The sequence below is a fragment of the Caldalkalibacillus uzonensis genome (genome assembly GCF_030814135.1).
Taxonomy (GTDB): Bacteria; Bacillota; Bacilli; order Caldalkalibacillales; family Caldalkalibacillaceae; genus Caldalkalibacillus; species Caldalkalibacillus uzonensis.
Genome location: NZ_JAUSUQ010000007.1, coordinates 127756 through 141297, shown reverse-complemented (window position 1 = coordinate 141297; position 13542 = coordinate 127756). Strand labels below are relative to the sequence as shown.

The following is a 13542-nucleotide window of genomic DNA, read 5'->3' as shown; positions in this document are numbered from 1 at the left end:
CCACTTTTCATAATCTCTTTTGCTTGCTGTGTCTCATTCATGTGTGTTTATTCAACCACCATATTAGGCTTTCGCTCCAAGCGGTGCTTGGCTTGAATAAAACGCACCGTCCCCGACTTGGCCCGCATCACCACCGATGTGGTTTCGGCTGTATTGCCTTGGAAACGGACTCCTCGGAGCAGTTCCCCATCAGTTACACCGGTAGCGGCAAAAATGGCATCGTCCCCTGCAACCAGGTCTTCCATGGTGAGCACCTGCTTGGGATTGGTGATGCCCATCTTTTTGCACCGCTCCCACTCTTCCTCGGTCTGGGGAACCAGCCGTCCCTGAAGTTCGCCACCCAGGCATTTTAAAGCAACCGCGGCAATCACCCCTTCAGGTGCCCCGCCTGTGCCAAACAAAATATCCACACCTGTATTCTCAAAAGCCGTATTAATCGCCGCAGCCACATCTCCATCGGAAATGAGTTTGATACGCGCCCCGGCCCGGCGCACTTCTTCAATAATATGGCGGTGCCTTTCTCTGTCCAAAATCACCGCGACAAGATCAGAAATATCTTTATTGGTCGCTTTGGCCACGGCTTTTAGGTTATCAGTAACCGAGGCATTCAGGTCAATCTGGCCCACAGCCGCAGGTCCCACGGCAATTTTCTCCATATACATGTCCGGGGCATGCAGCAAATTGCCCTTGTCGGCAATGGCCAGGACAGACAACGCATTCCACGTGCCCTTGGCCACGATGTTGGTACCTTCCAAGGGATCAACAGCCACATCCACCTCGGGCCCCTGACCGGTCCCCAATTTTTCCCCAATATAAAGCATGGGCGCCTCGTCCATTTCTCCCTCTCCAATAACTACAGTACCTTGCATGGGAATCGTATCAAATACTTTGCGCATGGCTGTGGTGGCTGCATCGTCGGCTTCTTCCTTACGACCCCTTCCCATCCAGCGGGCCGAAGCCAAAGCTGCTGCCTCAGTCACACGAACCAGCTCCATGGTTAAGCTTCTTTCCATGTCGTTTCCCCCTTTTGCTTGTTTCCTCGTCAACCGGTTTCCTCTTCACAGAAAAGGCTTCCACAATAGGAACCCATGATCTCTGCAGGAGAGATCATGGACTGTACATGATGTCTTGTGTTGGACAGAAAATGAAGTGACGTCACAAACCATCTGGGAAGAAAATGATGAGAGGTTGAAGGTGAGAGGAATGTTATTTGACTCGGTACAAAGCGGCCTGTCCTTCTGCAGACTGGCGCCAGATTTGAACCCCCAGGCCTTTTAACTTGGCTTCCAACTGCTCATAACCGCGTTCAATATGCTCCACACCGCTGATTTCAGTTAATCCAGAGGCAATTATGCCGGCAATGACCAGAGCAGCACCGGCTCGGAGGTCGCTAGCTGTTACCTTGGCTCCGGTTAAAGGTGTAGGTCCGCTAATAATGGCCGAGCGGCCCTCCACTTTGATGTTGGCGCCCATACGCCTCAATTCATCCACCTGTTTGAAACGGGAACTATAAATGGTGTCGGTGACAATGCTGGTTCCCTCAGCCTGAGTCAGCAAGGTGGTCATCGGCTGCTGCAAATCGGTGGGAAAACCAGGGTGGACCAATGTTTTAATATCTACAGCCTTCAACTTGGTCTGACTGCCATCCACAATAATATGTTCATCTGCTTCAACTACTTTGACGCCCATTTCGCGCAGCTTGGAAGTTAAGGACTCGACGTGTTTGGGGATCACCTGATCCACCATCACTTGCCCACGGCTGGCAGCAGCAGCAATCATGTAGGTTCCTGTCTCGATTCGGTCGGGAATAATGCTGTGCCGGCAGCCATCCATTCGTTTGACGCCTTCAATACGGATCACATCTGTTCCGGCTCCCTTAATCTTTGCCCCCATGGAAGAGAGCAAGGTAGCCACATCAATAATCTCCGGCTCTTTGGCTGCATTCTCAATAATGGTTTGCCCTTCCGCTCTGACAGCCGCCAGCATGATATTGATGGTGGCCCCCACACTGACGACATCTAAGTAAATACGGGCCCCGGATAGCTTTTCAGCCTCCAGATAGATGGCACCTTTTTCAGTGCGCACTTTGGCACCCAATGCTTCAAAACCCTTAATATGCTGGTCAATGGGACGCGGTCCCAAATTGCAGCCTCCCGGGAGGCCGATTGCCGCCCGCTTGAACCGACCCAGCATGGCACCCATCAGATAATAGGAGGCACGCAACTGTTTGACCCGTCCGTTGGTCAGCGGGGTGTCTCTCATCCGGCTTGCGTCAACCTTCAATTCCCCGCCTCTTAAACGGACCTGTCCGCCAATCTCTTGCAATAACTCAATTAAAATATGAACATCGCGGATATTGGGCACGTTATCAATCACCGTTTCCGATTCAGCCAGAATGGTAGCCGGAATCAGGGCAACAGCGCTGTTTTTAGCTCCGCTGACTTGCACTCTGCCTTTTAAGGGAGTGCCCCCCTCTATCACGATTTTCTCCATGAAGCATGGTCTCCTTCCTTGTGCACTTCTGAGACGTTTGGTTCTATTATTGACCAAATGATGCTGGTTTAACAGGTCAGTTCCGTGCTGACTTTTGGGCTTCTTCCCAGTCCTTTAAGAATCTCTCAATACCAATATCAGTTAAAGGATGCTTAATCAATTGCTGGAGAACTTTATAGGGAATGGTGGCAACATGTGCCCCGTGCAAGGCAGCTTCCCGTACATGCTGGGGATGGCGGATGGAGGCAGCGATAATTTCCGTCTCAATGCCATGCAGGGCAAATATCTCGGCAATATCGGCAATCAACTCCATGCCGTCATGGCCGATGTCGTCCAGACGTCCCAAAAACGGAGACACATAGGTGGCACCGGCCCGGGCGGCCAACAGGGCCTGGTTGGCAGAGAAAATAAGGGTCACGTTGGTTTTAATCCCTTTCTGACTAAAAGCATGCACCGCTTTTAACCCTTCGGTGGTCATAGGCACTTTAATGGTAATTTGCGGGGCAATCTTAGCCAGTTCCTCCCCTTCGGCAATCATCTCTTCCGCTTTCTCGCTTATTACTTCCGCACTAACTGACCCCTTAACCACTGCACATATTTCTTTTAAGCGTGTATGAAAGTCAACCCCTTCCTTGGCCACTAAAGAAGGGTTGGTGGTCACCCCAGCCAACACACCCAGAGCATGGGCTTCTTTAATCTCAGCAATGTTTGCACTGTCGATAAAAAATTTCATGTGTCCCCCTCCTGCTCGATTATTCAGCTTTCCTGCTGGACCCAAATTCGCGCATTTTGCCTTTGACCGTTTCCTTAATGGTCTCTCTGGCCGGTCCCAGGTATTTGCGTGGATCATACAAGGACGGGTTTTCATCCAAAACCTGACGCACGGTTTTGGCCGATGCCATTTGGTTTTCTGTGTTGACATTAATTTTGGCCGTGCCTAATGAAATGGCTTTTTGAATATCTTTGAGGGGAATGCCGGTTCCGCCATGCAAGACGAGTGGTACACCTGTCAGCCTTTGAATCACTTCCATGCGGTCAAACCCCAGTTTAGGCTCCCCTTTGTAGGGACCATGAACCGAACCTAAGGCCGGAGCAAAGCAGTCTACCTTTGTTTCACGAACTAATTGCTCGCATTCTTCGGGAACCGCATACATCGCTTCCGCATCATCAACGACCAGATCATCCTCCTGCCCGCCGATTCTCCCTAATTCGGCTTCAACAGAAACACCCAAAGCATGAGCTACATCCACTACTTTTTTCGTCAAAGCAATGTTCTCTTCTAAGGGTAGATGCGATCCGTCAATCATCACCGAGGTAAAACCGGCATGGATAGCTTTGACGCAATTTTCAAACGAGGAACCGTGATCCAAATGAATGGCTACAGGAACAGTGACGTTGTACTCTTCCATCAAGGCTTTGACCATATTGACAACCAGTTTAAATCCGCCCATGTAGCGGGCAGCCCCTTCACTGACACCTAAAATAACAGGAGAACGCTCTTCTTGGGCTGCTTGCAAGATGGCCTGGGTAAACTCCAGATTATTCAGGTTGAATTGTCCGACGGCATACTTGCCCTCAACCGCTTTGTTCAGCATGTCTGTCATTGAAACCAAAGGCATGGCGTATGTATCCTCCTTAATTATTATCTTTAATTAATTTTTCTTAACTATTCATACGCTTTATATTATACTAACCTGCTTATCTGGCAGCAAATGAAACTTAAGGAGTCAAGGGCAGCAAATACTCCTCTACTTTTTTGCACAGTTCATCAATATCAAAGGGTTTGCTAAAATGAGCCAAAGCCCCCAGCTGCATGGCTTCCTTGATCATGTCCAGCTCCCCATAGGCCGTCATCATAATCACTTGGATCGAGCTGTCAAATGCCTTAAGATGTTTTAAAATATCCAAGCCGTCCATCCCTGGAATTTTCATATCCAATATCACTAGATCCGGCCGTTCCTTTTTGGCGATCTCAATTGCCTGTTTGCCGTTGGACGCTTTAAACGTGATGTAACCTTGACTTTGCAACACTTCGGACAACAAGATGCGGATACCGTATTGGTCATCCACGATTAAGATTTTGGCTTTAGCCATTTTTATCCCTCCTCGCTTCTGACCTTCATTATTTGTTACATTCTTGCCTTAATGGCCGGAATCCTTCTTTTTTTCATGGCTTTTTTTCAGAAAATCGGGGAAAAGATTTTGGATGATCTTAATCGTGGATCTATAGACCTAACCTTCCCATACTTAAGGCCTAACCTGTCACTTTGTACCAGCAGTCCCTTTAAACCTGGTACTCCAGGGCGTGCTTAACAAATTCCCTGAAAAGGGGCTGGGGCCGGTTGGGGCGGGAGACAAATTCGGGATGATATTGGCTGGCCATAAACCAGGGATGGTCCTCCAGCTCAATCACTTCGACCAAGCGGCCATCAGGCGATGTGCCGGAAAACTTGAAGCCGCGCTCCTCAAACAAGGGGCGGAATTCGTTGTTAAATTCATAGCGGTGGCGATGACGCTCGTAAACCAACTCTTCCCGGTAGGCTTGATAGGCCTTGCTCTCTTTGTGCAACTTGCAGGGATACAGGCCTAGGCGCATCGTCCCGCCCAAGTCCTGAATCTCTTTCTGTTCAGGCAAAAGATCAATCACAGGATAGCGTGTATCCGGATTAATTTCAGAGCTGTGAGCCCCAGCCAACCCTAGCACATGGCGGGCAAATTCAACACAAGCCAGCTGCATCCCTAAGCAGATGCCCAAAAACGGGATACGCTGTTCCCGGGCATAGCGGATGGTGGCAATTTTACCCTCAATGCCCCGGTCACCAAACCCTCCGGGAACCAGAATACCATCTGCCCCCTGCAATTTCTCGGCTACGTTTTCTGCTGCCACTTCCTCTGAATTGACCCAGCGGATGTTGACCTCTGTATCATTGGCAATCCCGGCATGATTTAAAGCCTCCGCAACGGATAGGTAAGCATCAGGAAGTTCCACATATTTGCCAACCAGGGCGATGGTGGTGGTGCGGCTCAAGTTCTTAATTTTGGCCACCATTTCTTTCCACTCGGTCATATCGGCTGCGGGTGCCTCCAACCCTAACTTTTGCAGAACGTAATCGTCAAAGTGCTGGGCCTGTAACAAGAGAGGTACTTCATACAAGGTATCCACATCTTGTGCCTCAATAACGGCCTCTTTTTCAATGTCACAGAACAGGGCCAGTTTTTCTTTCATTTCTTCAGACAGCTTATGTTCTGTGCGGCAGACAATGATATCGGGTTGAATTCCTAAACTGCGCAACTCTTTGACACTGTGTTGTGTCGGTTTTGTTTTCAGCTCTCCGGCAGCTTTTAAGTAAGGGATCAGAGTGCAGTGGATGTACAAGACATTTTTGCGGCCGATGTCGCTTTTAATTTGACGAATCGCCTCCAGAAAAGGCAAACTTTCAATATCGCCTACCGTTCCGCCGATTTCGGTAATCACCACATCTGGATGGTCCACCTTGCCGGCCCGGAAGACCCGCTCCTTGATTTCGTTGGTAATGTGAGGAATCACTTGTACTGTGCCACCCAAATAGTCTCCCCGGCGCTCTTTAGTTATCACAGAGGAATATATTTTGCCCGTGGTGACATTACTGTTAGCATTGAGGTTAATATCGATAAAGCGTTCATAATGGCCTAAATCAAGATCGGTTTCGGCCCCGTCCTGGGTGACAAACACTTCCCCATGCTGATAAGGGCTCATGGTTCCTGGATCCACATTGATGTATGGATCAAACTTTTGAATGGTGACGCTGAGTCCACGGTTCTTCAGCAAGCGCCCCAATGAGGCAGCCGTAATCCCTTTCCCCAGCGATGAGACCACACCGCCTGTCACAAAGATGTATTTTGTCATCCGTGATCCTCCTTTTCTCTTCCTAGTGTAACTGATGTGGGGAGTCTTAAATCTTGTCAATATGAAAAAGGCACCCCTGTCAGGGGCGCCCTCATTTGATCTATCTTTCATGCTTGGCTGCACGTATGAGCCAAACACGTGTGTTCAATTCTATGGCCCAGCACATATGTTACTCCTTCACCAGAAAGATGTCAAGCCTTGAGATACACCTTTCTTCCGCCGGTCTTTTAAACCTTGTCATCATCATCGCCCAGGTCATCAAACGGCGCAAACTCATCCTCATCCAACTCATCCTCATCCAGCGCTTCATCGAGGTCTTCGTCCAGCTCTTCGTCGTAAAGCTCTTCATCGTCAAGTTCTTCGTCCAGATCGTCATCCACTAATTCATCGGACAGATCATCAAAGTCGTCATCATCCGGAGCCTGCTTTTTCTTTTTCTTCCTTGTCTCAGCCATCACCGGTTCTTCTGTTTGTTCAACCGGATACCAGCTGCGCAGACCCCACAGGTTATCTCCCACTGGCTTAAAGCGTCCATCTATATTGATCTCCGTATACAGCCGGGCAATGACACTTGAGCTTTGTTCCTCTGAGAAGCCCTTTAGTTCAGCTACCTCCCGAAACAATTCGTCAAAGGGCTTGGGTTCTTTGGCTTCTTTTAAGAGTTGATAGACAATATCCACTACGGACATTTCCTGTATGGTCAGTTGATCGAGCTCTTTGAGCGCACTCAATCCTAGCACTTCCCTTCCTCAGTCTCTGGTATGCTCTATCACTACATTATAGACCGATTAAAGGATTTTATGCCATACCCTTTTTTAAGATAAACTTACATGTTGCGACGGTATTGTCCACCCACTTCATATAAAGCTTGTGTAATTTGCCCCAAGCTGGCCACCCGGACGGTGTTCATCAGCTCGGCAAAGATATTGCCTCCGGAACGGGCGGTGTGCTGAAGCCGCTCCAGAGCTTGGGAAGCTTCGTTCTTGTGTTTGTCCTGGAAGGCACGTAAGTTGGCGATTTGCTGCTCTTTCTCTTCCTCGGTAGCCCGGGCCAGTTCCAAGTTAAATTCCTCTTCTGCTTGTTTGTTGGGATTGAGGAAGGTGTTGACCCCGATGACAGGCAGCTCTCCGGAATGCTTCTTGGTCTCATAATAGAGGGATTCCTCCTGGATCTTACTGCGCTGGTATTGGGTTTCCATGGCCCCCAGCACACCGCTCCGGTCGTTGATGCGCTTCAGTTCCATCAACACCGCTTCTTCCACCAGGTCGGTCAATTCCTCGATAATAAAGCTGCCCTGCAGCGGATTCTCATTTTTGGCCAAGCCCAATTCCTTATTGATAATCAGCTGAATGGCCATCGCCCGGCGCACCGATTCCTCCGTCGGCGTGGTGATCGCTTCATCATAGGCATTGGTATGCAAAGAGTTGCAGTTGTCATAGATAGCCATTAGCGCTTGCAAGGTGGTGCGGATATCGTTAAAGTCAATCTCCATAGCATGCAAGGACCGTCCTGACGTCTGGATGTGGTACTTCAATTTCTGGCTGCGTTCATTGGCGCCATACTTGTGTTTCATGACCACGGACCAGATGCGGCGGGCCACCCGGCCAATCACCGTGTATTCAGGATCAAGACCATTGCTGAAAAAGAAGGACAGATTGGGTGCAAAATCATCAATGTGCATGCCCCGGCTGAGGTAGTATTCCACATAGGTGAAACCGTTGGCCAGGGTAAAGGCCAGCTGGGTGATGGGATTGGCTCCTGCTTCAGCGATATGGTAGCCGGAAATGCTGACCGAATAATAATTACGCACTTTGTTTTCTATGAAGTACTCCTGTATGTCACCCATCATGCGCAAAGCAAAATCGGTGGAGAAAATACACGTGTTTTGTCCCTGGTCTTCTTTTAAAATGTCAGCTTGCACTGTGCCGCGCACCGTTTGCAATGTATATGCTTTGATTTGTTCCCGTTCCTCTGCTGCCGGTTCGCGCCCTTCCCTTTCTTTAAATTTGTCAATTTGCTGGTCGATAGCCGTATTGAGGAACATGGCCAGAATAATCGGGGCAGGCCCGTTAATGGTCATGGAGACACTGGTGTTAGGGGCGCACAGGTCAAAGCCGGCATACAGCTTTTTCATGTCATCAAGTGTGCACACACTGACGCCGCTTTCGCCCACCTTGCCGTAGATGTCCGGCCGCTCGTCGGGATCCTGGCCATATAAGGTGACGCTGTCAAAGGCAGTGGACAAACGCTTGGCTTCACTGTCTTTGGACAGGTAGTGGAAGCGGCGGTTGGTCCGCTCCGGAGTTCCCTCCCCGGCAAACATGCGTGTCGGATCTTCCCCTTTCCGTTTGAAGGGAAACACCCCGGCCGTAAAGGGGAATGCGCCCGGCACATTTTCCTTCAAGAGCCAGGTGACAATGTCTCCCCAGTCCTCATAGCGGGGCAAGCACACCTTGGGAATTTTAGTGCCAGATAGAGAAGTGGTATACAATTCGGTGACGATCTCCTTGTCACGCACTTTAACCACATGCCGATCCTGTTGATACGTTGCTTTCAGCTCCGGCCACTTTTCCAGCTTTTCTCTCACTTCAGGATGCAGCTTATTTTTGTAGTGCTCTTTTAGCTGCTCCAGCTGGGCGAGTGCGGCAGCGCTCTGTGCCGATTCAGTGTTTTGTTGCTGGGCTTCTGACTCTGGTTTTTCTTGTTCTCCAGATGCTGACAGCCCCTCCCCAAGCGCCACTTCCTCCTGGTCTAAGGCATCGACAATGTCACTCTCCCCTCTCTTCAACAACTCCTGCAGCGCTTGCTGGGCTCCCTCCAATTGATACCATTTGCGGGCCAGCTGTGCTTGCTCCTCCACAAATTTACGGTAACCTCTGACTGTCTGCACGATTTCCGCCAGATAATGCGTCCTTTCCGGGGGAATAATCTGATTTTTGTTGACCAAATCTCCTTCGGTGGCAATGGTAACCGGCCAATCCAATCCCATTTTCTCATTGATTTTGTGTATCAGAGCCGCAAACAAACGGTTAGTACCCGGGTCCTGGAACTGGCTGGCGATGGTGCCATAGACCGGCAGTTGTTCATCCGGAATGTCAAACAGCTGCTGATTGCGCTTCACCTGTTTGCGCACTTCACGCAAAGCATCCTCCGAACCTTTGCGGTCAAATTTATTGATGACAATCAGGTCGGCAAAATCAAGCATTTCAATTTTCTCCAGCTGGCTGGGAGCGCCAAATTCACTCGTCATCACGTACATAGACAGGTCACACACTGTGGTGATTTCCGCATCACCCTGGCCGATGCCGCTGGTCTCCACGATAATCAGATCAAACCCTGCTGCTTTAACCACTTCAATGGCTTCATACACAGCTTCACTTAATTCTGTGCGGGAGGAGCGAGTGGCCAGACTGCGCATATAGACCCGCGGGTCATAGATCGCATTCATGCGGATGCGGTCACCCAACAGAGCACCGCCCGTCTTTTGCTTGGATGGATCCACGGAAATAATGGCTACAGTTTTGTCCTCATACTCGTTTAAGAAGCGGCGGACCAGTTCATCAGTTAATGAGCTTTTTCCCGCTCCCCCTGTCCCGGTAATCCCTAATACCGGTGCGTGCGTGTTGGCCCGGGCTTTGGCTTTGACAGCGCTGAACAGCTGACGGGTCTTGTCGTCAACGAGTTCAGGCTGCACTCCTCCTGAGGCAATGGTCACTCTCTCCCGCATGCGCATCGTATCGTAAGTTTTTTCGGCAAGAGTAATCAAGCGGGCGATCAGCTGAGTGTCCGCCACACTAAGCTGCTCAACCATCCGATCTTCCAGAGGGAGGTCGTGCACATCCAACGGTGAGAAATCAGCTGCTTCGATCACCTGGTTAATCATCCCTTGCAAGCCCAGTTCTCGGCCGTCCTCAGGGGAAAAGATCCGCGTAATGCCGTACTCGTGCAACTCCTTGATCTCGGGCGGAGTGATCACGCCGCCACCGCCGCCAAAAATTTTAATATGTCCTGCCCCTCTCTCATGGAGGAGGTCATACATGTACTTAAAATACTCCATGTGGCCGCCTTGATAGGAACTGATACAGATACCTTGCACATCTTCCTGGATGGCGGCATGGACCACTTCATCGACGGAACGATTATGCCCCAGGTGGATCACTTCCGCTCCTGAAGCCTGTAAAATACGCCGCATTACATTAATGGCCGCATCATGCCCGTCAAACAGACTGGAAGCCGTTACAAAGCGAACCTTGTGCTTCGCTTGATACATTTTCTGCCCGCTCATGCTGCTCTTCCTCCTTGTCAGAGATTGATCCCTTAAGAGATTTGACTCAGAATGAGAGAGATTTGCTTCTCAATATACTCTTCCAGGGTGAATCTTTTGGCCAACGCCCAGCGCCTGAACACCCACATCTCACCCAACACCATGATGTTATGGGCCATCAGTTTGGCCTCTTTAGGATTCATGTCAATGCTGCCGTCCTCGATACCTTTCTTGAGCACTTGTTCAAAAATAGCCGTAATCTGTTCCTCTCTGTTCAGCACATATTTCAAAGTGTCAGCGGGCAACGATTTGGCCTCTTGGTAAATAATCAAAATCTGATCTTGCATATGGTCCATAATCTCAAACAGACGCCTGATGGCCAGCACCAGTGACTCGCGTCCGCTGGTCTCCTCTTTCAGGACAGGCATCAGACGCTCTTCCAACTCCTGATGAATGGCATCACAGACCAGATAGAGCACGTCTTCCTTGGACTGGATATACTCGTACAGCGTGCCGATACTAAAGCCTGCTTTAGCCGCAATTTCCCGTGTCGTTGTTTTATGGAACCCTTTTTCAATAAACAGAGACACAGCCGCTTCAATCATCTGTTCCCGCCGTTTCTGAATCAGTCGCTGGTCTTTTACCAGAGAGGGGATTTTCTTTTTGGGATCGGTCACACTTAGCTCACCACCTTATAAAAATATTCAGGATTTTATCCAGGTGCTAAACAGCTCTTCCGCTGCTGTATAGGGATCCTTTTGTTCTTGGGCAATCTCTGCTTTAGTCCGCAGGAACTCGGGCGCCTGCTGTTTTGCTTTGATAAACGCCAGCCACTGCTGTTCCAAAACGCCCAGCATCTCCTGCACAGCCCGTAAGGACTTACGCCGTTCTCCTTCCCCTGAGTGCTCTAAATAACGGCGATGCGCTACCAGCATATCCCACAACCCTTCAATGCCTTCTTGTTTGGTGCTGATCGTTTTGACAATGGGCGGTCGCCAGGGTGCATCATGTTTGACCAAGTCCAGCATATGCTCTATTTCCGCTTTCATTTTCTCCGCTCCTGGCAAATCTGCTTTATTAATCACGTACAGGTCGGCAATTTCCATAATTCCCGCCTTAAAGGCTTGCACCACATCACCTGCACCAGGATTAAGCACTAATGCCACCGTGTCAGCCACATGCATAATGTCCAGTTCCGATTGCCCCACGCCAACCGTTTCTATGATGATGACATCTTTGCCGTATGCGGCAATCAGATGGACCGCTTCTTTGGTGGCCCGGGCCAGTCCCCCCAGACTGCCCCGGGTGCCCATGCTGCGAATATAAACCTCAGGATCAGTATAGTGGGGGGACATGCGCACTCTGTCACCTAAAATGGCACCGCCAGTAAAAGGACTGGTGGGATCCACCGCCACAACGCCCACCGTTAATTTCTCCCGGCGCAAGAGGGTGACCAGCTCGCTGGTAAGGGAGCTTTTGCCTGCACCAGGGGGGCCGGTCAGACCGATAATGTAACTCTTGTTCTGATAGCCATGCACATCTTTCAACAGTTCCAAGCGGTCGGGGTGTCCATTTTCCACATAGGAAATGGCTCGAGCCAAGGCCCGTACATCTTTTTGCAGGATCCGTTGTGCTAAGGGATGCATCATCCAATCACCACATTTCCAACTTAATCTTTGAGCAGATACCTGGATATCACCAGGCGTTGAATTTCATTCGTGCCTTCATAGATTTGAGTGATCTTGGCGTCGCGCATAAACCGCTCTACCGGGTATTCTTTGGTGTAGCCATAGCCGCCGAACACTTGCACCGCATCAGTGGTGACTTCCATGGCAATATCCCCGGCGTACAGTTTGGACATGGCTGATTTCAAACCGTAGGGCAGTCCCTCACTCTCCGCCCAGGCCGCCTGGTAGGTGAGCAGTCGGGCAGCTTCCACTTTAGTGACCATATCAGCGAGCATAAACTGAATCCCTTGCTGCTGGCCAATGGGCTTGCCAAACTGTTTGCGTTCTTTGGCATAGGCGATGGCATGATCAAGGGCACCCTGGGCAATGCCCACCGCCTGGGCAGCGATGCCGTTGCGCCCCCCGTCAAGGGTCATCATGGCAATTTTGAAGCCTTCTCCTTCTTCACCGAGGCGGTTCTCCACAGGGACTTTCACATTGTCAAAAATGATTTCCAGCGTAGGGGATGAACGAATGCCCAGCTTGCTCTCCTTCTTGCCAAAACGGAAGCCTTCCATGCCCTTTTCCAGGATAAAAGCGGTTACCCCTTTGTGTTTCTTTTCCGGATCAGTTAAAGCGAAGATCACATAAATTTCTGCCTCGCCACCGTTGGTGATAAAAATTTTGCTCCCGTTAAGGATATAATAATCCCCTTCCCGCTTGGCAGTGCTTTTCATGGCAGCCGCATCAGAGCCGGAACCTGGCTCGGTCAGGCCGTAAGCACCCATTTTGGTGCCCTTTGCCAGCGGCTTTAAAAACCGCTGTTTCTGCTCTTCCGTGCCAAATTTATAGATGGGCCAGCTGGCCAGGGAGACGTGGGCAGACAAGGTCACCCCTGTTGAGGCACACACCCGGGACAATTCTTCAACAGCAATCACATAACTGAGATAATCGGAGCCGATCCCGCCGTATTTTTCGTCCCAGGGGATGCCGGTTAAGCCCAGCTCGGCCATTTTGTCAAAAATCTCCCGGTCGAAGCGCTCTTCTTCATCCCGCTCCGCCGCTGTGGGCGCCACTTCATTTTCGGCAAAGTCACGCACCATTTTGCGTATCATCTCATGCTCTTCCGACAATTTAAAATTCATGGTTCTCCTCCTCTTTCCCTGCCCTGTCACAGGCCGTAATCTATGACACTATGCCCAATGCGTTTTATCAACATCCATGGCGCATGT

At 50.2% G+C, this 13542-nt stretch carries 11 protein-coding genes; all 11 read right to left on the bottom strand.

All coding sequences use genetic code 11. The annotated features are described in order from the left end of the window. Nucleotides 1–47: 47 nt before the first annotated feature. On the bottom strand, nucleotides 48–1013 hold the full coding sequence (gene glpX / locus J2S00_RS10695; protein WP_307339284.1) for a class II fructose-bisphosphatase: 966 nt from the start codon (nucleotides 1011–1013) through the stop codon (nucleotides 48–50). 193 nt (nucleotides 1014–1206) lie between these two features. Beyond that, nucleotides 1207–2493, bottom strand: a complete 1287-nt coding sequence (gene murA, locus J2S00_RS10690) for a UDP-N-acetylglucosamine 1-carboxyvinyltransferase (RefSeq protein ID WP_307339283.1) — start codon at nucleotides 2491–2493, stop codon at nucleotides 1207–1209. Nucleotides 2494–2569: 76 nt separating this feature from the next. Further along, the gene (fsa, locus tag J2S00_RS10685) at nucleotides 2570–3226 is read right to left on the bottom strand and encodes a fructose-6-phosphate aldolase (RefSeq protein ID WP_307339281.1); all 657 of its coding nucleotides are present in this window, start codon (nucleotides 3224–3226) and stop codon (nucleotides 2570–2572) included. 19 nt (nucleotides 3227–3245) lie between these two features. After that, complete coding sequence (gene fba, locus J2S00_RS10680; RefSeq protein ID WP_307339279.1) at nucleotides 3246–4112, bottom strand: class II fructose-1,6-bisphosphate aldolase; 867 nt, start codon at nucleotides 4110–4112, stop codon at nucleotides 3246–3248. 100 nt (nucleotides 4113–4212) lie between these two features. Beyond that, the gene (locus J2S00_RS10675; RefSeq protein WP_307339276.1) at nucleotides 4213–4587 is read right to left on the bottom strand and encodes a response regulator; all 375 of its coding nucleotides are present in this window, start codon (nucleotides 4585–4587) and stop codon (nucleotides 4213–4215) included. Between the two features lie 190 nt (nucleotides 4588–4777). Then, nucleotides 4778–6379 carry a CTP synthase gene (gene pyrG, locus J2S00_RS10670; protein ID WP_307339274.1) on the bottom strand — a complete coding sequence of 534 codons (1602 nt, stop codon included), beginning with the start codon at nucleotides 6377–6379 and terminating at the stop codon, nucleotides 4778–4780. A 227-nt stretch (nucleotides 6380–6606) separates the two neighbouring features. Then, a complete protein-coding gene (gene rpoE, locus J2S00_RS10665; protein ID WP_307339271.1) occupies nucleotides 6607–7110 on the bottom strand; it encodes a DNA-directed RNA polymerase subunit delta in 504 nt (167 codons plus the stop codon). A gap of 95 nt (nucleotides 7111–7205) precedes the next feature. Then, a complete protein-coding gene (locus J2S00_RS10660) occupies nucleotides 7206–10664 on the bottom strand; it encodes a methylmalonyl-CoA mutase family protein (RefSeq protein ID WP_307339268.1) in 3459 nt (1152 codons plus the stop codon). A 32-nt stretch (nucleotides 10665–10696) separates the two neighbouring features. Continuing rightward, nucleotides 10697–11320: a TetR/AcrR family transcriptional regulator gene (locus J2S00_RS10655; RefSeq protein ID WP_307339265.1), complete on the bottom strand. Its 624-nt coding sequence runs from the start codon at nucleotides 11318–11320 to the stop codon at nucleotides 10697–10699. A 27-nt stretch (nucleotides 11321–11347) separates the two neighbouring features. After that, complete coding sequence (gene meaB / locus J2S00_RS10650; protein WP_370875865.1) at nucleotides 11348–12292, bottom strand: methylmalonyl Co-A mutase-associated GTPase MeaB; 945 nt, start codon at nucleotides 12290–12292, stop codon at nucleotides 11348–11350. A gap of 20 nt (nucleotides 12293–12312) precedes the next feature. Next, a complete protein-coding gene (locus tag J2S00_RS10645; protein ID WP_307339262.1) occupies nucleotides 12313–13455 on the bottom strand; it encodes an acyl-CoA dehydrogenase in 1143 nt (380 codons plus the stop codon). Nucleotides 13456–13542: the final 87 nt, after the last annotated feature.